Source organism: Streptomyces sp. OfavH-34-F, assembly GCF_022347745.1.
GTDB lineage: Bacteria > Actinomycetota > Actinomycetes > Streptomycetales > Streptomycetaceae > Streptomyces.
Genome location: NZ_JAKRGC010000003.1, coordinates 24,109 through 42,910 on the forward strand (window position 1 = coordinate 24,109; position 18,802 = coordinate 42,910).

Sequence of the window (18,802 nt, forward strand, 5' to 3'; positions counted from 1 at the left end):
CGCGGCCGGCCCGCCGCCCGGCTCCGTCAGCGCGGCGCGGGCACGACCCCCTGGAGGACGAGCCGGCTCGGCCGGTCCGCCCCGTACCGGACCGTGTACTCCGCGGTGACGGGCTCGGCCCCGGCCCCGTCGGGGTCGAAGACGTTGCCCCCGACGTCCCAGCGGGGGGACGAACTCGACGTGATGTCCACGCGCACCCGATGGCCCGGCAGGAACGTGTGGGCCGTCGACCACAGGTCCACGGCGAACTCGTGGTCCCGGCCCGGTTCCAGCGGCCGTCTCCGGCCCCTGCCCGTCACCGGGTCCACCGACCGCGCCGACCCCCGCCGCACCCCGTCGGTCACGACCCGGCCGCTCCCGTCCGGCCGCTCGTCGCACAGCCGCACGACCACGTCCGCGTCCGTGCCCGTGGTCGCCAGGTGGACGACGGCACGCACCGGACCCATCACCGTGAGCGGAGCGGTGAGCGGCGCGGTGCGCCACGACAGCACGTCCTGCCGTGCCCCGGCCTCCGCCTGCTCGGCGGGCCCCGCCTCGAACGGCCCGAAGAGCAGGACCGCACCGCCGCGCGTCGGCACCGGGCACGCCGGATCGCTGGTCATCCGCCGCTCCCCGGCCGGGCCCGGCAGGGGAGCCAGCACACCCGCCGGGTTCAGGTACAGCTCCACCGTCCGGGCGCCGGGCGGAGGGAACTCCGTAAGATCGACCCAGCGGTCGGAGCCCATCAGGAACACCCGGACCGGCGGGTCCTCCGACCGGCCCCCGCGCATCGCGGCGTCGAACCAGCGCAGGTGCTCCTCGGTCAGGTCCGTGCCGCCGGGCGCCCCGGCGCCCGCGGCCGGCCCGAAGTCGGCCCCGGCCGCCCGGCCCGAGAGGTCGAGGTGCGTCCAGGGACCGACCACCAGGCGCGGCACGGGCCCGCCGCTCTCCCGCGCACGGCGCAGGAGCCGCCGGTGGAGCTCCAGGGTCGGGCCGAGGAAGACGTCGAACCACCCGCCGGTCAGGAGGACCGGGACGCCGACCGCGTCGATCCGGTCCACGATCTTCCCCTCGCGGTGCCGCGCCGCGTCGAGCGGCTCCCGCAGCCGGTCCAGCCCCCACCGGACGATCGCCTCCGCGTCCCGGTGGATGCCCGGGGCCCCGGGCCGGAACGCGCCGGGGCGCGTGAGTGCCCGGTCGGTCGCCTCCCACCGCCGCCGCTCGGCCTCCCGGGCGGCGGCGGGTTCGATGCGCTCGATCAGGTCCGGCGCGATCGCGTAGTGCGTCCACGCCAGGGTGCTTCCGAACTCCGGCACCCCGCCGCGGAACCGGAATCCGTCGAGCGCCGAGAGGGCCGGGGTCATCGCGGGGGCGATCGCGCGCAGCGCCGGGGCCCCGCCCAGGAGGGCGGCGAACTGGGTGTCGGAGGCGTAGGACGCGCCCCACATGCCGACGTCGCCGGTGCACTCCGGCCGGGCGGCGAGCCAGGCCACCGCGTCGGCGCCGTCGGCCACCTCCTGCGCCCCCGGGTCGAAGACGCCCTCGGAGCCGTAGCGGCCCCGTACGTCCTGGAGGGCGACGAGGTAGCCGGCGGAGACGAGGCGCCCCACGTCGACCGCCCCGTCGCGCTCCTCGCCGGACACGTCGTAGGGGTGGCGGGTCAGCAGGGCGGGCCACGGCCCCGGGCCGTGCGGAACGAGCAGGACGGTGCGCAGGCGGGTTCCGTCGCGCATCGGGCAGCTCACCTCACGGCGCTCGGCGACCGGGTCCGGCCGGCCGCCGCCGCGCGTGCCGTCGCTCATCGCAGGGCGACCGCCGTCCAGGACGTCGGGGGCAGTTCGATGGTGAGCTGCCCGTCGTCGAGCGCCGCGCCGGTGTTCGCGGCGGGGGTCACCCGGTCCGGTCGCGCGAGGGTGTTCCTGGCGTACACGTCGGGGTCGGCGAGGGTCACGGCCTCGGTGACGCGCGTGGACCCGAGGCCGCGGACGTCCACGGTGACCTGCGCCGCCTCCGCCCGGTCGCGGTTGACGAGGAAGAGCGCGGCGCGGTCCTCGTCGACGGTGGCGACCGCCTCGACGACGGCCACGTCCCCGTAGCGCGCCGTCGGGTACACCGGGGTGTCGATCAGGGGGCGGATCACCTCGCCGGAGGCCAGCCGGCTCGTGATGGCGAACGGGTAGAACGTCGTCTGGCGCCAGGCCGGGCCGCCGGGTTCGGTCATGATCGGGGCTATCACGTTGACGAGTTGGGCGAGGGAGGCGGAGGTGACGCGGTCGCTGCGGCGCAGCAGGGTCATCAGCAGGTTGCCGACGACGACGGCGTCGGCCACGGTGTAGGTGTCCTCCAGGAGCCGGGGGGCGTGCCGCCACTCGGCGGGGACCTTCTCGGACTCCTGGTGTTCCTTGAGGTACCAGACGTTCCACTCGTCGAAGGAGACGTTGATCTTCTTCTTGGAGCGCTTCTTGTGCCCGACGTGGTCGGCGGTCGCGACGACGGTGTCGATGAAGAAGTCCATGTCGACGGCCGAGGCGAGGAAGGAGCCGAGGTCGCCGTCGTGCTCCTGGTAGTACGCGTGGCACGACACATAGTCGACGTGGTCGTAGGTGTGTTCGAGCACGGTGCGTTCCCAGTCGCCGAAGGTCGGCATGGCGGACCCGGAGGAGCCGCAGACGACGAGTTCGAGATCCTGGTCGGCCCTCTTCATCGCCGCCGCGGTGCGGGCGGCCGTCTTGCCGTAGTCCTCCGCGGTCATGAATCCGGTCTGCCAGGGGCCGTCCATCTCGTTGCCCAGACACCACATGCGTACGTTGTGCGGCTCGGCGGCACCGTTGGCGACGCGCAGGTCGGACAGGGCCGTACCGGACGGGTGATTGGCGTATTCGAGCAGGTCGAGGGCGGGGAGGATGCCGCGGGTCGCCACGTTGACGGCCAGCATCAGTTCGCCGTCGGTGAGCTTGAGCCACTTGGCGAACTCGTCGAGGCCGACCTGGTTGGACTCCAGCGAGCGCCACGCCAGGTCCCGGCGCACCGGGCGTGCTTCGCGCGGGCCGACCGAGTCCTCCCAGCGGAACCCGGAGACGAAGTTGCCGCCGGGGTAGCGGATCGTGGTGCTGCCGAGTTCGCGGACGAGGGCGACGACGTCCATGCGGAACCCGTCCTCGTTGGCGCTCGGGTGGCCCGGCTCGTACAGACCGGTGTACACGCAGCGGCCGAGGTGCTCGACGAATGAGCCGAAGGTGCGGCGCCGGACGGGCGCGACGACGGCCTGCCGGTCGAGTTCGATGTGGGCGCGGGGCAATGCGGCGTCCTTTCCAGGGCTGGGCGGCGGCGGGTTCGGGGAGCCGGGCGTACCGGTCTCAGCCCTTCACCGCGCCGGTGAGGCCGCCGACGATCCGCTTCTCGAAGACCGAGAAGAAGATCAGCGCGGGCAGCATGGCGAGCGAGGTGAAGGCGAGGACCTTCGCGGTGTCCGTGGAGTACTGGGAGGAGAACACCTGGACGCCGAGCGGCAGGGTGTAGTTGGCCTGCGAGTTGAGGACGTAGAGCGGCAGGAGGTAGTTGTTCCAGCTCCCGACGAAGCCGAGGATGCCCACGGTGACCACGCCGGGCAGCGACAGCGGCAGCACCATGCGGAAGAAGAACCCGAGCCGGCCCAGCCCGTCGATCGCGGCGGCCTCCTCCAGCTCATTCGGGATGGCACGCAGGAACGGCACCAGGATGATGACGGTCGTCGGCAGGCCGAACGCGATCTGCGGGATGATCACCCCGAGCAGGTTGTCGACGAGGCCGAGGTCCTTGATGACGAGGTACAGCGGGGTGATCGCGATGACCATGGGGAACATCAGGCCGGCCGCGAACAGGGAGTACATCGCGCCCTTGAGCTTGAAGTCGTAGCGCGCGATCGCATAGCTGACCATCAGGCCGAGGGCGACGATGCCCACGGTGCTGGTCAGCGCGACGATCATCGAGTTGGCGAACTCGCCCCAGAAGACGGACGATTCGAGGATGCCGGTGTAGTTGCCGATCACCCACGGCTCCGGCAGGGCGGCCGGATCGGTGGTGATCTGCGCGTTGGTGCGGAAACCGCCGAGCACGATGTAGCCCACCGGCGCGACGCACACGCCGACGAAGAGCAGCGCGATGAAGTAGGTGACCGGGCTGCCCCACTTCAGGGAGGTGTCGCGCCGGCCGGCGCGCGCCGCCGGTTCCTTCGCCGGGGACGTGCCGGGGGTGGTGGTGGCCGCGCTCATCAGACGGTCCCTTCGGTGACGGCGCCCCTGAGATCACGACGCAGGACGAAGCGCTGGTAGATGAGTGCGACGACGAGCGAGATGAGGAACATGACCACCGCCACGGCGCTGCCGTAGCCGTAGTTGCCCGCGTTGCGGCCCTGGGCGAGCATGTAGATCGCCATGGTCGAGGTGCCCGTCGTACCCGACACGTACGGGCCCCAGATGATGTAGACGAGGTCGAACAGCTGCAGGGAGCCGATGATGGACAGGAAGGCCCAGATCCGGATCGTCGGCGCCAGCAGCGGCAGGGTGATGCGGCGCTGGATCTGCCAGTAGGAGGCCCCGTCGATCTGCGCGGCCTCGAAGATCTCGTCGGGGATCGACTGGAGCCCGGCGAGCATCAGGATCACCGCGAAGCCGATGTACTTCCAGGTGATGATGGCCATCAGGGTCCACAGGGCAAGGTCCGGATCGGCGATCCAGTCCGCTTCCAGGGAGCCCAGGCCGATGCGCTGCAGCAAGTCGTTGGCGGCACCGTTGCTCTGCAGGATGAGGCCCCAGCCGATGCCGACGATGATCTCGGAGACGATGTACGGCACGAAGATCAGGACCCGGATGGCGGAGCGGCCGCGGATCTTCCGGTTGAGCAGCAGCGCGAGGGCGATCGCCACCGGCCCCTGGAGGACCAGGGAGAGCAGCAGGATCACGCCGTTGTGCCACAGGACGTCGTGGAACGCCGGGTCGGTGAGGATCAGCTTGTAGTTGTTCAGGCCGACCCAGTCGGTGGGATCGCCGTAGCCCTTCCACCGGTAGAAGCCGTAGTACGCGGCCAGGGCGACCGGGAGGATCACGAACGCGAGGAACGTGACGATCGCCGGGGCGGACAGGACGGCGATCTCGAGTCGCGTCCTGGCACGGCCTCGGCGGCGGGGCGCAGCCGCGCGCGGCGGAGCCGGGGGCGCCGACGCTGCCGCGTCCCCGGCTCCGGGCGTGCCCTGCGACTGGCGGCCGTCGGCCGGGTCAGTGCCCAGGGTGTCGCTCATGTCTGCCTACTCAGCCCTTCTCGGCGGCGGCTTCGACATCCTTGACGATGTCCGCGGCGGAGCCCTTGCCGGCCAGCAGGTTCACCACGGCGATGTTCATGGCGTTGCCGACGTTCTGGCCGTAGACGGTGTCCAGGAACTGCATCGAGTAGGCGGCCTTGTTGAACGCCTTGAGCGCCGAGACGTTGTAGGACTTGGTGACGACGCCCTGCGCCTTCTTGTTCACCGGAACGGTGTCGAAGGCACCGGCGTACGCTTCCTGCTGCTCCTTGGTGATGACGAACCGGAGGAAGTCCAGCGCCTCGTCGGGGGCCTTGTCGGAGAGGGAGTACCCGCCCGCGCCGCCCATGATGGCGCTCGGGTCGCCCTTGCCACCGGGCACGGCGGGGAACGGGAACCAGTCCAGGTCGGGGAGCGGCTTCTTGCCCGGGGTCAGGTCGGCGATCACCCCGGGGTTCCAGGTCCCCATCAGCTCCATGGCCGCCTTGTGGTTCGCGATCATGCCGGCCGAGGACCCGGCGCCCTGCTGGGAGGTCGCGGTGAGGAAGCCCTTCTGGAAGGGCTTCTCCTTCAGCAGCGCGGCCAGGTCCTCGCCGGCCCGGGTCCAGCAGGCGTCCTTGAACGTCAGCGACTTGGCGGCCGTGTCCATGGCCTCCCGGCTGCACTCGCGCAGGACGAAGTTGTAGTACCAGTGCGCGGCCGGCCACGCGTCCTTGGCGCCGACCGCAATGGGTGCGACGCCGATGGCCTTGAGCTTGGTGACGGCCTCCTTGAGTTCGTCCATCGTCGCCGGCGGGGTGGAGATGCCGGCCTGGGCGAACAGGTCCTTGCTGTAGTAGATGCCCTCGGGCTGGGTGTCGAGCGGCATCGCGTAGACCTTGCCGTCGATCGAGACGCCTTCGAGGGCGGCCTCGCCCACATTCGCCCGGTCGGTGTCGGTCAGCTCCAGCGGCCGGATCTGCCCGGCTTCGGCCATGGCCCGCATCTTGCCGCCGCCGCGCTGCAGGAAGATGTCGGGGGCGGAGTTCGAGTTGAGCGCGTTCTGCAGCTTTCCGTCGAGATCCTCGTTCTGCACCGACTGGATCTTGATGGTGGTGTCCGGGTGGAGGTCGTGGTACGCCTTCGCCGCGTCCTTCCAGTACTGCGCGCCGCGTCCCTCCATCGCGTTCGTCCACAGAGTCACCGTGCCCTTGCCGCCGGACGAACTGCTGCCGTCGTCACCGCCGGCGCAGCCCGCGACGGCGAGTGCGAGGCACATGCCGACGGCGGCAGCGGTCGCACTGCGGGTTCTCCTCGTCATGGTGGAACTCCTGATCTGTTGTCAGTGGCCCAACGGCTGCTAAGTTTGCGCAACTATTCGAGCCGTCGCCGAAGCAGGAGCAAGGTGTACCGCTTGAAATGAGCGGGCAGCAACCAATACTTTTCGCAAGTTGCGTGATTGTTATCGTCCATCAGGGCGGCCGTGGACGGCCTCTGGTACGTCTCTGGGCCCGCCCGTCGCACGAAGGAATCCCACGATGCGGATCGTCGTCCCCCGGCAGCCGTCGGCCACCCTCCCCGACGCCTGGCGCCACTGCGTCGGCACCGGCCGGCTGGACCTCGCGCTGCGGCGCGACTACCAGGACTCACTGGCCCTCGTGCAGCGGGAGATCGGCTTCCGGTACATCCGGGGACACGGCCTGCTCAGCGACGGGATGGGCATCCACCAGCCGTACGAACACGGCGGCGAGCGGCGGGTGCGCCACGCCTTCACCTACGTCGACCAGGTGGTGGACGCCTACCTGGAGCAGGGCATCGCGCCCTTCCTCGAACTCGGGTTCATGCCGTCCGGTCTCGCCTCCGGCGACGACACCGTCTTCTGGTGGAAGGGCAACATCACCCCTCCCCGGGACGAGAGGGAGTGGGCGGACCTCGTCCGGGCCGTCCTGCGGCACCTGGTCGACCGCTACGGCATCGACCGGGTGCGCGACTGGCCGATCGAGGTGTGGAACGAACCCAACCTGACGGGATTCTGGTCCGCCGGCCAGGACGCCTACCACCGGCTCTACGAGGTGACCTCGCTGGCGGTCAAGGACGTCGACGCGGAACTCCGGGTCGGCGGCCCCTCACTGGCGCCGGGCTACGAGGACGCATGGATACAGCGCTTCGCCGAGTTCGTCGGGCGACGCGATCTGCCGATCGACTTCGTGAGCCGCCACGCCTACTCCTCCGGCCCCGTCCAGCCCGTGCCCTTCGGCGCCCACCAGACGCTCATGCCGGCCTCGGCGCTGCTGGAGCAGTTCGCGGCCCCCCGGCGGCAGCTCGCGGGCACCGGACTCGACCGGCTGCCGCTGCACATCACGGAGTTCAACTCCTCGTACCGGCCGGACAACCCCGTCCACGACACCGCCTTCCACGCGGCGTACCTGGCACCGGTCCTGGTCAACGGGGGCGACCTCGCGGACTCCTTCTCGTACTGGACGTTCAGCGACGTGTTCGAGGAGGTCGGCATCCCCACCGCGCCGTTCCACGGCGGCTTCGGCCTGCTGACGCACCGGCAGATCAAAAAGCCGACGTACCACCTCTACGCGTTCATGGCCGAGATGGGCGACCGGGTGCTGGCACGCGGCGAGGACCACCTGGTCACCCGGCACGCCGACGGACGCGTCACCGTACTGGCCTGGGCACCGGCCGACCCGGCCGGCGGCACCCCCGTCAGCGGGCACACCGTCCGGCTGTCCCTGCCTGCAGGCCCGCCGGACGCGCGGGGCACCGCCTACCTCCGGCGCCGCTCGGTGAGCGAGGACTCCGGCAACGCGTGGGCGGCCTGGTGCGAGATGGGCCGCCCCCTCGCCCCCTCCGGCCGCCAGATCGACGCCCTCCACGAGGCCGCCGAACCCGCCCGCTCCCACCGCGGCGTGCCGGTCACCGGCGGACGCTCCGAGGTGGACGTCGTCCTGGGCCGCCACGAGGTGACACTGCTGGAACTCACCCCCGTCACCGACGAGACGCCCCCGTGGTGGAGCGAGGACCGGCTGTTCGGCCTGAACACCGGGAACGCCCCGACCCACTGATCCGGCCGCGCACCCCCGCTCCCCGTGGCGCGGGGCGCCGGCAGAGAGGAGCACCCCCGTGTCGGACCCCACGACGTTCCTGCTGGAGCGGCTGCACGCGTCCGGTCTGACCGACGTCACCGAGGTCGAACCGGTGACGGGCGGTCTCGCCGCGACCGCGGGCCTCGCGCGCCGCGCCGACGGCACATCCGTGTTCGCCAAGACCTTCGGCGAGCCCATGCCCGACGACGTGTTCGCCGCGGAGGCCGAGGGCCTCACCGTGCTGCGCGAGACGGGCGGCGTCGCCACCCCGGACATCCTCGTCGCCGACCGCGACCTGCTGGTCCTGTCGGCGCTGCGCCCCCGGCCGCGGACCACCGCGTTCTGGGAGAGGCTCGCCCACGCCGTCGCCCGCCTGCACACCACCACACGCCACCCCCGGTTCGGCTGGCACCGCGACAACTGGCTGGGCCGCCGCTGCCAGACCAACCCCTGGACCGACGACGGATTCGAGTTCTTCGCCCGGCACCGGCTGCTGCGCTGGCTCCCTGAACCCCGGGTCCGGCAGGCACTCGGCGCCGCGGACCGGGCGGCACTGGAGCGACTGTGCGACCGGCTCCCCGAACTGCTGCCCGCCGCTCCTGCCTGCCTCACCCACGGCGACCTGTGGACCCTGAACGTGATGGCCACCCCGGACGGCCGGCCGGCTCTGATCGACCCCGCCGTCTCGTACACCTGGGCGGAAGTCGACCTGGCCCACCTCTGGACCACCTCGCCCCCGCCCGAGGCACACGTCTTCTTCGAGGTGTACGCCGAGCTGACCGGCCTCGACGCCGGCTGGCGTGCCCGGATGCCCCTCCTCCAGCTGCGCCAACACCTGGCGGTCATCGCCCAGTTCACGCCGGACCTGGGTGCGGCCGACCACGTACGCGCGACACTGGCCCCCTTCCGGCGCCGCACCTGACCCGCTGCGCGGCCGCGCACCCGGTCGGCCCGCCACGCGTCGCCGCCGGGGGACAGGTACCCGGTGCGTGAGCGCCGCCGCGGCCTACTCGCCGGGCGGCGGTGTCGGCATCCCGTCGGCCGGGACGGCCTCGTGGGTCGCGGCGAAGGACACCTCGACCTCGCACCCCTCCGGCATCTCGTCGACGGGGACCGCACACTGCGCGGGATCGACCGGGGCCTCGCTCCCGGCCGCCCGCCGCTGGTCCGCCTCGGTCTCCGCGACCTGCGAACTGCGCGAGGACGGCGCGTCGTCCGAAGAGGCCGTGCAGGCGGTGGAACCGAGCAGGGTGAGCAGGACGACGGCCGCGGAGGCCGCGGCGGTGCGCGTACGCATGGGAATTCCCCCCGAAGTGGACGTGCCGGCACCGGACGCGGCGACCGGTCGACCGGGTCACCGTGAACGGCGGCAGCGGCGGAGTGCGCCGGGACGCGTTCGGCGTACCGGCCGTGCCGCAACCCCTGCGGACCGCTCCCGCACCGGCGTTGGACTGCCGATCATGCCAGACACGCACCGCGCCCCCCGTTCCGTTCCGGTGCCCCGGCCCCGTCCTCGGCTCAGGTCCCGGCAGGACGCGCACCGCCCGGTTCGGCGGTGGGCCGGAAGAACACGGCCGACGCGAGCCGGACCTTCGACCCCGGGGCGAGGAGTTCCACCGTCCAGGGCCACGTGGTGGGCTCCGGGAGGTCGAGCGCGGCCGACAGCCGTGCGGCGAAGCGGGGCATCACCGGAGCGGCCCCCGAGGCCAGCAGCCGGGCCGCCGCCAGCTCCAGGGCGACGGCGGTGCGGGTTTCGTCGTGCCAGTCGGCGGTGCCCGCGACCAGCCTCTCCGCCGCGCTGAAACGCACCACGTCCCGGACCATGCCGTCGAGTTCGGCGGCCGCCCGGCGCAGCGAGAACCCGTCCGGCCGCAGGCTCCCGGTGAGCGCGGCCAGCCGCGAGCCCAGCCGGCCGAGGAAGGCCCAGTGCTCGGGCGTCCAGTTCCCCGCGTCCGGGGCGGTGCCGTCGTAGTGCTCGACCACCCGTTCGCCGAGGCCGGTGAGCCACTTCTGCCAGGTACCGATGAGGACGTCGTGCAGCGCCGCCTCGTAGGCGTCGTGAGTGAAGTCGGTGCGCGCTCCTTCCGGGCGGGTGCTCGACAGGAACCAGCGCACCGCGTCCACACTGTCGGGCCCGAGGATCTCCTTGCCCCACACGGCGTGCCGGCGGCTGGTGGAGAACTTGCCGCCGTCCAGCGAGTAGAACTCGTTGACGTGGTAGTCGATGTCCGGACTCCACCCCGGGAACGCGAGCTTGTAGAGCACCGGGTAGAGCACACCGTGGTAGAAGCTGTTGTCGTAGCCGAAGAAGTGGACGATCTTCCAGTCCGGCTGCGGCTCCAGCGCCCGCCACGGCTCACCCAACCGCCGTCCCAGGGTCTCGACGCCGTGCAGGAACCCGTAGGACATCTCGGGCCACACCCAGATGACCTGACCGTCGACACCGTCCTCCGCCGGCGGCACACCCCACGGAGAGGGATGGGTGACCGGGAGGTCCAGACGCGGTCGGTCGAACACCCGGTGCGCCAGCTCCCGCAGCCGTGCGGGTACGCGGCCCAGCCGGTGGTGCTCGCGCACGGTCTCGCGGAACTCGTGCAGAGGCAGGGAGTACCTGCGCAGGGTGGCGCGCCCGGGGGCGGCCCCGGACCGCGCCGACGCGGGGTCCGTCAGGTCGGTGACCAGGTTGGGCTCACCGCACTCCTCGCAGATGTTCCCTCCGGTGCCCGCCCGGCAGTGCGGGCAGCCACCGCTGACGTCGCCCTCGTAGAGGTAGCCGCCCGTCTCGGCGTCGACGAGCGCCTCGCCCTCCGCCGGGACCACCGATCCGGAGCCGACCAGGCCGGAGAAGTACGCGCGAAGGCCCTCGGAGTAGGACTCACTCGTACTCGTCACCGTGTACTGGTCGAGCGGAATGTCCATGAGCCGGAGCGTCTCGGCGATCTCGGCACTGTAGTGGGCCGCCGTCTCGGCGGGCCCGCGCCCCTCCTTGCGGCCGGCCGACACCACATAGCTCTGATAGTCGTCGCTGCCCGTCAGGTGCCAAACCCGGGCGCCGTTCATCCGCTGGAAGCGCACGTACGCGTCGGCGCCGAGGTAGGGCCCGGAGAGATGACCGAGGTGCAGGTCCCCGTTGGGCGTGGGCGGGGTCGAGAAGACGAAGACCGGACGATCCCCGGTGGCCCCGCGTTCCGAGGAGACGGCGGACTTCAGCGCCCGGTCGGCGTCCCGCCAGTACTGGGTGAGGAACACCAGGTCCGTGTCCCCGGTGTTCTCCAGCACATGGGACTCGAACGGTTCGAAGACGGCTACGGTGCCGGGCTCCACACCGTGGCGCTCGCCGTCGACCAGCAGGTCGCCGCGACCGGCGACGATGACGAAGCACTCGGTCTCGTCGTGGCGGTGGCTCCGGGAACTGCGGCCCGGGGCCACCCGGCCCCACCCGGCGCCGACGCCCAGCCCGTCGATGCCGCTCATCCCGATGCCGAACGCCTCGTGCAGCGCGCTGCGGTCGTACCTGTTGATGATCACGTCTGGTTCCCTGTCGCGTGGAGGGTGGGGGAAAGCAGGCCGACGGCCTCGGAGGCCATCGCGGGAGCGAGCCGGTAGCCCGAGCCGTTGGCCGCGCCTGCGAAGATCACCCGGCGGTGGGTGTCGAGCGCCGCCACCACGGGCTCCCCGGTGGGGCTGTAGGCGTCGCAGAAGACCCGGCCGGAGGCACACCGGGACACCAGCTCGGGCGCGTACCGGGCGAGGAGCGCCCGCGCCTCCCGGAGGTTCTCCGGCGAGATCCCGGTGGCGACGGTGTCCGGATCGACGTCCCACTCCCGGCACGTGTAGCTGAACAGCCAGTGCCCGCGGTCGTGCAGAGGCAGCAGGAAGGCGTCCTCGTCGTAGAAGACGACGGCGTGGTCGTCCTTCTCCGGCCGCACGTCGACGTGCATCGCCACGACCTTCTTCACCCGGACGCCCAACGGCGCGACGAGGTCCTGCCAGGCGGGAACGCCGAGCCAGGGGCCCGGGGCGAGCACGACGCGGCCGGCCGAGACGGTCTCGCCGTTGCCCAACTCCAGCTCCACCACAGCCTTCCGGGGCCGGACGCCGGTGACCCGTACGCCCTCGCGCAGGGCGATCCGCTCGCGCAGCCCGCGTACGAGGAAGTGGGTGAGGCGGGTGACGTCCGCGTACTGGCAGCCGTCCACCTGCCACGCCGCGCAGCCGTCGGGGGTGCGCACCCAGTCGTGCGGGGCACGCGGGACGCGCCGCAGGCCGGCACTGTCGAGGTGCGCCTCGCGCAGCGCCCGCTCCCCGCTCTCGGCGGCTATCACCGTCGTCGGCAGGGGGCGGATGGGCGCCCCGGGGCACTCCTCCAGCAGCCTCCCGTAGTAGTCCTGGCTGTGGGCGGACATGCGGCGCACCCGCTCGGTCCTGCCCCGGGGGAAGTGCAGGCCCGCCGAGCGCCGGGTGGCACCGGAGGCGACGGTGTCCCGGTCCAGGACCATGACCGAGGCGCCGGGATGGCGCGCCAGGATCTCCCGAACGGTCACGGAGCCGATCACACCGGCACCGACGACCGCGACGTCGACGTCGGTACGCGTTCCGGCGCTCATGCGGCCGGCCACGGGGGCTTCACGGCGGTCTTGGACGACCACTCGATGAAGGACGCGAGCTGGTCGTTGCTGCGTACGCCGCGGAGGCGGTCGGCGATGCGCTGGCTGCGCCAGGCGTTCAGGCTGAGATTGGGGTCCGCCAGGCCGCGCTGCTGCCGGGCGGCGTTCTGGACGAAGATGTCGCGACCCGGCGGGCCGTCCCACTCCACGGCGAAGTCCTGATCCACCCGGGGTTCGCCGTCCTCCAGCTCCAACCGGTCGGCGAGAGGTGCGAGGAAGTCCATCGGCGCGGGCCTGAACCCCGTCGCCCAGATGACGACGTCGGCCTCGTGCTGCTCGATCTCGCGGGGGTGGTCGTTGTGCCGGGCCGTCACCACCCAGGTGTCCCCGATGCCGCGGTGCACCAGCGTGACCTCGCGGTGGGGGTACAGGCCGACCAGGTCGGGCAGGCCGCCGATGAACCTGTGCAGGTACAGCTTCTGGTAGATCGCCCGCAGCGTCTCCTCGGAGATCCCGTCGCTGCTGAGCACATGGCGTTCGTTGAACTCCCGGCGGGTCTCGGACGGCAGCCCGTAGAAGTAGTCCGAGTGGCACGGCATGTAGAAGTCGTTGGTGAACGGCGAGTCGTCCATGGGGGAGTAATTCCGTCGCCGCGAGATCCAGCACACCCGGCGCGGCAGTTCCGCACCCGACCGCGACACCAGGTCCAGGAACGCCTCCGCACCGGACTGGCCGCCGCCGACCACGACGACCCGCTTGTCGCCCAGGTCCCGCGCCCTGTCCAGGAACTGGCTGACGTGGAAGCTGGTGGGCCCGATGGACGCCTGCGCCTGGGGCGGCAGGAACGGACGGCTCCCCACGCCGACCACGATGTTGTCGGCCGTCACGGTGCGGCGGCCGGTGCGGACGCGGAAGACGCCGTCGAACCCGATCTCCCGGACGTCCTCTCCGAAGACCAGGTTCCGGTTGCGCTCGCAGGCCCAGGCGAGGTAGTTGCGGAACTCCTGCCGTGGCAGGCTGGAGAACTGCGCGTTGAGGAAGTGGTAGACGCGTCCCTGGTCGTGCAGGTAGGCGAGGAACGAGAAGGGGTTGGTCGGGTCGGCGAGGCTCACCAGATCCTTGAAGAGCGAGACCTGGAGGGACGTTCCGGGAATCTGCTGCCCGTCATGCCACTCGAAGGCCTCCTTCCGGTCGAGGAACAGGTTGGACACGGCGGGGTCGTCGTGGAGGAGCGACGCCAGGCTCAGGTTCGCCGGTCCCGCCCCCACGCCGACGCACCGGTAGTGCGCCGGGGGGCCGCCGGGACTGTCGTGACCCATGTCTGGACCTCTCTTTCGCGAGCGTCGGTGGATGGATACCGGCCCGGGCCGGACTCAGGACAGCAGGTGCTTCTCCTCGGACCCGGGCCGCACGACGACCCCCAGGAGGGTGTCTGACACATCCCCGCGGCGCGGGTCCTCACCGGGCCGCAGGGCAGCTGGACTCGGGAGAGGACTCGCCCGGAACGTGCGACCTCCACCACTTCTGTCCGTCCGCCGGAAGCGTGTAGATGGGGTCGTAGTACTCGTGCAGCTGGGCGAGATCGTCCGGGTGCCCCTGGTCCAGAGCGGTGCGGTAGTTCTTGGACCAGTACGAGATACCTCGCAGCCGGTCGTAGTCGGAGAGCTGATGGACCCAGCGCTTGCCCACCATGGGGACGTCGCAGACGATGCGCGGCGTCGCGAACCCGGGCAGGTATCCCATGATCGCGTGCTGGAGCTCCTGTGCCTCCACCACGGAGGTCCGCCAGTGCTCACTGTGCGGGATCATGTCGCACATGTAGAAGTAGTACGGAATGATCCCCGCGGAATCGAGCAGGGCGAAGCACAGGTCGAGCAGCGCGGCCGAGGTGTCGTTCACCGTGCGCAGGAGGACTCCCTGGTTGCGCACATCGCGCAGGCCGGCCTCCATCAGCAGCCGGGAGGCGCGGGACACGCTCGTGGTGACCTGCTGCGCCGCGTTGGCATGGGTGTGCAGGGCGATCTGTACGCCCCGCGAGCGTGCCGTCGCCGTCAGCCTCTCGATGCCGGCCAGTACGCGGCCGTCCATCCAGTGCTGCGGCAGCCCGATCAGGCCCTTGCTCGCCAGGCGTATGTCACGGACGGACCCGACGTCCAGCAGCGCTGCCACGAACGCCTCGACACGGGGCCAGGGGACGTTGGCGAGGTCTCCGCCGGAGACGACGACGTCCCGCACGGTCGGGGTCTTGCGCAGGTAGTCGATCATGGCCTGGAGCCGCGCCTGGGGCGCGAGGACGAAGCGCGTCTTGGTGACCGACGGCGTCGAGTTGCCGACCAGGTCCATCCGGGTGCAGTGCCCGCAGTACTGGGGGCAGGTGGCCACCAGTTCGGCCAGCACCTTGGTCGGGTAGCGGTGGGTGAGGCCCTCCACGGCCCACATGTCGCGTTCGTGGAGGGAGTCCCGTTCGGCGTACGGATGGGAAGGGAAGTCGGTACGCCGGTCGGAGTGGACGGGCAGCATGTACCGGCGCACGGGATCCGCGTAGAAGGCGTCGGTCAGACTCCCGGGCCCGCGCGGTGGCGTGTCGGGGGCCATGGTGTTGATCATGTGCGGGGTGATGAGCAGGGACATCGTGGCACGTTCCCGCTGGTCGCGGTCGAGGTCGGCGAAGAAGGAGTCGTCCAGGAGATTTCCGGTCACGGCGCGCAACTGGCGGATGTTCTTCACGCAGTGCGCACGCTGCCACTGGACGGAGTTCCACTCCTGCGAGGTGACGTCACGCCACCCCGGTAACCGGTGGGGATCGGGTTCCCGGGCCTCGCGGAATCGGTACGAGTAGGGCTGCTGCACGCTGTCGGACATGCCTTCCTCTCGCTTGGCTCCACCCGGCTCCGGGCCCGGGCCGCGGCGGCCGGGCCGCCGCGCCGGACCCGGCTCGGAGCGCGTCGCGCACCGCACGGTTCGTCATCCGGTGACGAAGGCGGGCGCGCACACGCTCGCGCCGGTGGAGACCTGCTGGAGTTCGGTCTTCCCGCCGAGGAGCCGGCGGTAGGGTTCGCTCAGTTCCTCCAGGACGTCCCGGAGGGGTTGTTCGACGCCGGCGACCCTGGGCAGCGCCGCGTCGATCCGTGTGCGCCAGATCCGCCGGAGGCCCGGGTCGACGCCTTGTTCGGTGGTGACCCGGCCACGGCAGCGGGGGCTGCCGCAGCGGCACTCCATGCTCCACCCGCCGTCCTCGACGAAGGTGGCGTAGTCGCAGGTGATCTCCTCACCGGGAGCGATGTCCCGGACGGCCAGGCCGAAGTCGAGCCCCAGGTCGAGGACGTTGGCCTCGCAGGAGTGGTTCATCAGGTAGGCACCCAGGCACGGCAGGAGCAGACTGCCGTCCGTCAGCAGATGCCCGTAGGTGTCGAGCGTCCGGAAACGGGCGGGGGGCAGGTCCGCCACCTCCTCCTTGGACCACCGTGAGCACTTGGTGCACGGGAGCCAGATCACCGTCCCGGTGGGAAGCGCCTCGGTCGCGAACAGCCCGACGTTGTGCGTGCGGCTGGGGCGGACGTCGATGCCCTGGGTCAGCATGGCGTCACACCAGACCGAGCACGTCGGCGAGGCGGGCTTCCAGCGCGTCGACCCCGCTGTGGCTGGTGCCGAGGACGAGGTAGCGCCACTTGCCGTCGAAGGCGAGCGTGTCGGAGGTCAGCACGACGCCCTCGGTGGCTCCCGGCGTGAAGTCCAGGCCCGCTCGCCGGACGCGCGCGAGTCCGGCCGCGAAGTCCCGTTCCACTCCTCCCACCCGGGAGTCGGCGACCCAGACGGCCCGCGCCGCCCGCTCCTCGCCCAGCAGCCGCCGGACCAGCAGGTCCAGGTAGGTGCATCCCGTCTTGCGGACGTTGCTCTCGGTCGAGTAGAGGACACCGGCCGCGGTGATGCCTCCGTCGATGTCGAACGGGCCGCGGTACCCGGCCTCGTACAGGTGCCGGCCCAGGGCGAGACCGGCTTCCACGAGTTCGTCCGTCGCGGAGGAACTGGCCACCAGGGGGGTCACCTGACCGCTGAAGCTGCCGTTGGGCGTGCGCATCTCGCCCACGTGCATCACCCGCGGGCCGGCGTCCGCGACCTCCATCTCCACCGTCACGACGCGGGCGAAGTCGAGGCGTTCCTCGACGACCCAGCCCGGCGGCTGCTCGGCGACCGACGCGAGGTACGCGCTCACCTCGGCGTCGAGCGCGGGCAGTTCGGCGGCCTCCCAGAAGCGGACGCCGTACCCGTTGGATCCCCGGGCCGGCTTGACGACGGCCGCGCCGCGGTCCGCCAGCACCTTCCCCAGCGCCGCGGTCAGCTCTTCCGGGGTGGCGCAGGCGAAGCCGTGGGCGACCCGGATGCCCAGCTCACCCGCCAGCTCCCGGAACCCGCCCTTGGTGTTGATCCGGTAGACCGCGTCCACGGCCGCGGCCGGCGGGCCGTCGCCGGCGTACCCCTCGAGCGGGACGCCGATCTCCGCCGCGGCCGCGAGAGCCGGACGGTCCTGGGCGAACGGCTGGAACCGTATGCCGGAACGTTTCTTCGCCTCGGCCCGCAACCGGTCCGCCACACCGTTGCGGCGAACCGCTTCCGTCAGGGTCACCAGGCCGTCCGCGGGCGCCTCCACCACGGTGACGTCGTCCGGGGAGAACCCGAGCACCTCGCAGGCGTAGTCGCGCAGCGGCGACGACATGGGCCTGGGGATCACCAGCACGTCGCCCGGCCGGGTCAGCCATATCTTGCGCGGGGAGACGGCGACCAGGGCGTCGGCATGACGGTGCACCGGGACGGTGACCATCAGCTCGTTGACGAGGTTGCCGAAGACCATCAAGGGGTAGTCGCGCCGCATACCGCTCTCCTCACTCACCGGGCTTCACACCGCCGTAGATGGCATGGCCCGCCCTCATCCAGTAGGCGTCGACCTCGGTGAATCCCGCGTCGCGGAGCCATCCCAGCTGGTCGAAGAGCGGGGAGGGCTTGTCCAGCTCGTCCGGGTACTCGAAGCAACTCCACTCCAGCGCGTGGAACTTCTCGTACGCCTCCGTGCCGCCGGTCCCGGCGATGCTCTGCTCGCGCACGGCCTCGTTCCACATGCGGCGCGCGAGTGCCACGCCCCGCGGCGCGACCGGCTGGACCAGATCCGCGATGAGCAGGACCCCGCCCGGCCGCAGCATGGCGAACACGTCACGGAAGAGATCCTGCTTCCCGTCGCCGTCCAGGTGGTGGACGGCCAGCGAGGAGACCACCGCCGCGGGAGCCTGTGCCCGCTGCCGCCAGTCCTTGTCCGCCAGGTCGAACCGCTCGGTACGGAAGCGGTCCCCGTACCCGGCCAGGTCCTTCGCCGCGGTGCCCAGCATGGTGGGGCTGAGATCCAGGCCCACCACGTTCGCCCGGGGGAACGCCGCGAGCAGCGCCTCGCTGAGCCGTCCCTGACCGCAGCAGAGGTCCAGCATCTCGGCCGGCCCCCCGGGCTCGGGAATCAGCGAGGTGATCGTGTCCATCTGGGTCTTCCGGTCGGGCACGAAGTACTCGCCGAACTCGACGAAGTCGCTGGAGTCCTCTTCCTGCCAGTCCTGCTGTACGGTCACGCCGCGTTCCTTTCGCCGGGAGTGGGAAATCGTTCGGTTCGCGGATCAAAAAGCCGTTCCGAGAGCGGTACGGCGTCCGGAAACATGCCGCGGAAGGTATGCCGGACCCGCGCGGAATGGGATGCACAACGACTCGGAAAAGCGCATGCCGAAGAAGGCGCACGCTTTCGATAAGTGGGTGCGAAAACGGTGCACTCACCGTGAGGGCAACGCCGGACGTACGCCTTTCGGCAGTTGGGCCGACGTCACCTGTGAAGG

15 protein-coding genes are annotated in these 18,802 nt (G+C 71.3%); 2 read left to right on the plus strand and 13 right to left on the minus strand.

Features of this window, described 5'->3' with window-relative positions:
* Positions 1–26: 26 nt before the first annotated feature.
* Genes MHW47_RS01345 through MHW47_RS01365 form a run of 5 tightly spaced genes read right to left on the minus strand, consistent with a single transcriptional unit; the run spans position 27 to position 6,554 of the window.
* Complete coding sequence (locus MHW47_RS01345; RefSeq protein ID WP_239220711.1) at positions 27–1,781, minus strand: CocE/NonD family hydrolase; 1,755 nt, start codon at positions 1,779–1,781, stop codon at positions 27–29.
* Positions 1,778–3,277 (minus strand): alpha-N-arabinofuranosidase, encoded by a 1,500-nt coding sequence (locus MHW47_RS01350; RefSeq protein ID WP_239220712.1) that lies wholly within the window; start codon positions 3,275–3,277, stop codon positions 1,778–1,780. Before MHW47_RS01350 ends, MHW47_RS01345 begins: the two co-directional genes overlap by 4 nt.
* A gap of 58 nt (positions 3,278–3,335) precedes the next feature.
* Positions 3,336–4,229 (minus strand): carbohydrate ABC transporter permease, encoded by an 894-nt coding sequence (locus MHW47_RS01355; RefSeq protein ID WP_239220713.1) that lies wholly within the window; start codon positions 4,227–4,229, stop codon positions 3,336–3,338.
* Positions 4,229–5,254 (minus strand): carbohydrate ABC transporter permease, encoded by a 1,026-nt coding sequence (locus tag MHW47_RS01360; protein WP_239220714.1) that lies wholly within the window; start codon positions 5,252–5,254, stop codon positions 4,229–4,231. The genes MHW47_RS01355 and MHW47_RS01360 overlap by 1 nt, the downstream gene beginning before the upstream one ends.
* A 10-nt stretch (positions 5,255–5,264) precedes the next feature.
* Positions 5,265–6,554: an ABC transporter substrate-binding protein gene (locus MHW47_RS01365; protein WP_239220715.1), complete on the minus strand. Its 1,290-nt coding sequence runs from the start codon at positions 6,552–6,554 to the stop codon at positions 5,265–5,267.
* 217 nt (positions 6,555–6,771) lie between these two features.
* Between MHW47_RS01365 and MHW47_RS01370 the strand changes: the two genes are divergently transcribed.
* The gene (locus tag MHW47_RS01370) at positions 6,772–8,307 is read left to right on the plus strand and encodes a xylan 1,4-beta-xylosidase (RefSeq protein WP_239220716.1); all 1,536 of its coding nucleotides are present in this window, start codon (positions 6,772–6,774) and stop codon (positions 8,305–8,307) included.
* Positions 8,308–8,365: 58 nt separating this feature from the next.
* Positions 8,366–9,250: a fructosamine kinase family protein gene (locus tag MHW47_RS01375; protein WP_239220717.1), complete on the plus strand. Its 885-nt coding sequence runs from the start codon at positions 8,366–8,368 to the stop codon at positions 9,248–9,250.
* Positions 9,251–9,334: 84 nt separating this feature from the next.
* On the opposite strand, the gene MHW47_RS01380 is transcribed toward MHW47_RS01375, so the two are convergent.
* The 8 genes from MHW47_RS01380 to MHW47_RS01415 all read right to left on the minus strand — a co-directional run bounded on the left by MHW47_RS01380 (position 9,335) and on the right by MHW47_RS01415 (position 18,544).
* The gene (locus tag MHW47_RS01380; RefSeq protein WP_239220718.1) at positions 9,335–9,625 is read right to left on the minus strand and encodes a hypothetical protein; all 291 of its coding nucleotides are present in this window, start codon (positions 9,623–9,625) and stop codon (positions 9,335–9,337) included.
* Positions 9,626–9,846: 221 nt separating this feature from the next.
* A complete protein-coding gene (locus MHW47_RS01385; RefSeq protein WP_239220719.1) occupies positions 9,847–11,856 on the minus strand; it encodes a class I tRNA ligase family protein in 2,010 nt (669 codons plus the stop codon).
* On the minus strand, positions 11,853–12,935 hold the full coding sequence (locus MHW47_RS01390) for an FAD-binding oxidoreductase (protein ID WP_239220720.1): 1,083 nt from the start codon (positions 12,933–12,935) through the stop codon (positions 11,853–11,855). Before MHW47_RS01390 ends, MHW47_RS01385 begins: the two co-directional genes overlap by 4 nt.
* Positions 12,932–14,254 carry a lysine N(6)-hydroxylase/L-ornithine N(5)-oxygenase family protein gene (locus MHW47_RS01395; RefSeq protein ID WP_239220721.1) on the minus strand — a complete coding sequence of 441 codons (1,323 nt, stop codon included), beginning with the start codon at positions 14,252–14,254 and terminating at the stop codon, positions 12,932–12,934. The genes MHW47_RS01390 and MHW47_RS01395 overlap by 4 nt, the downstream gene beginning before the upstream one ends.
* Positions 14,255–14,393: 139 nt before the next feature.
* Positions 14,394–15,797, minus strand: coding sequence for a KamA family radical SAM protein (locus MHW47_RS01400; RefSeq protein WP_239220722.1), 1,404 nt, complete (start codon positions 15,795–15,797; stop codon positions 14,394–14,396).
* A gap of 102 nt (positions 15,798–15,899) precedes the next feature.
* Positions 15,900–16,514, minus strand: a complete 615-nt coding sequence (locus MHW47_RS01405; RefSeq protein ID WP_239220723.1) for an SET domain-containing protein — start codon at positions 16,512–16,514, stop codon at positions 15,900–15,902.
* A gap of 4 nt (positions 16,515–16,518) precedes the next feature.
* Positions 16,519–17,805 carry a peptide ligase PGM1-related protein gene (locus MHW47_RS01410; protein ID WP_239220724.1) on the minus strand — a complete coding sequence of 429 codons (1,287 nt, stop codon included), beginning with the start codon at positions 17,803–17,805 and terminating at the stop codon, positions 16,519–16,521.
* Between the two features lie 10 nt (positions 17,806–17,815).
* Positions 17,816–18,544, minus strand: coding sequence for a trans-aconitate 2-methyltransferase (locus MHW47_RS01415; RefSeq protein ID WP_239220725.1), 729 nt, complete (start codon positions 18,542–18,544; stop codon positions 17,816–17,818).
* Positions 18,545–18,802 lie beyond the last annotated feature (258 nt).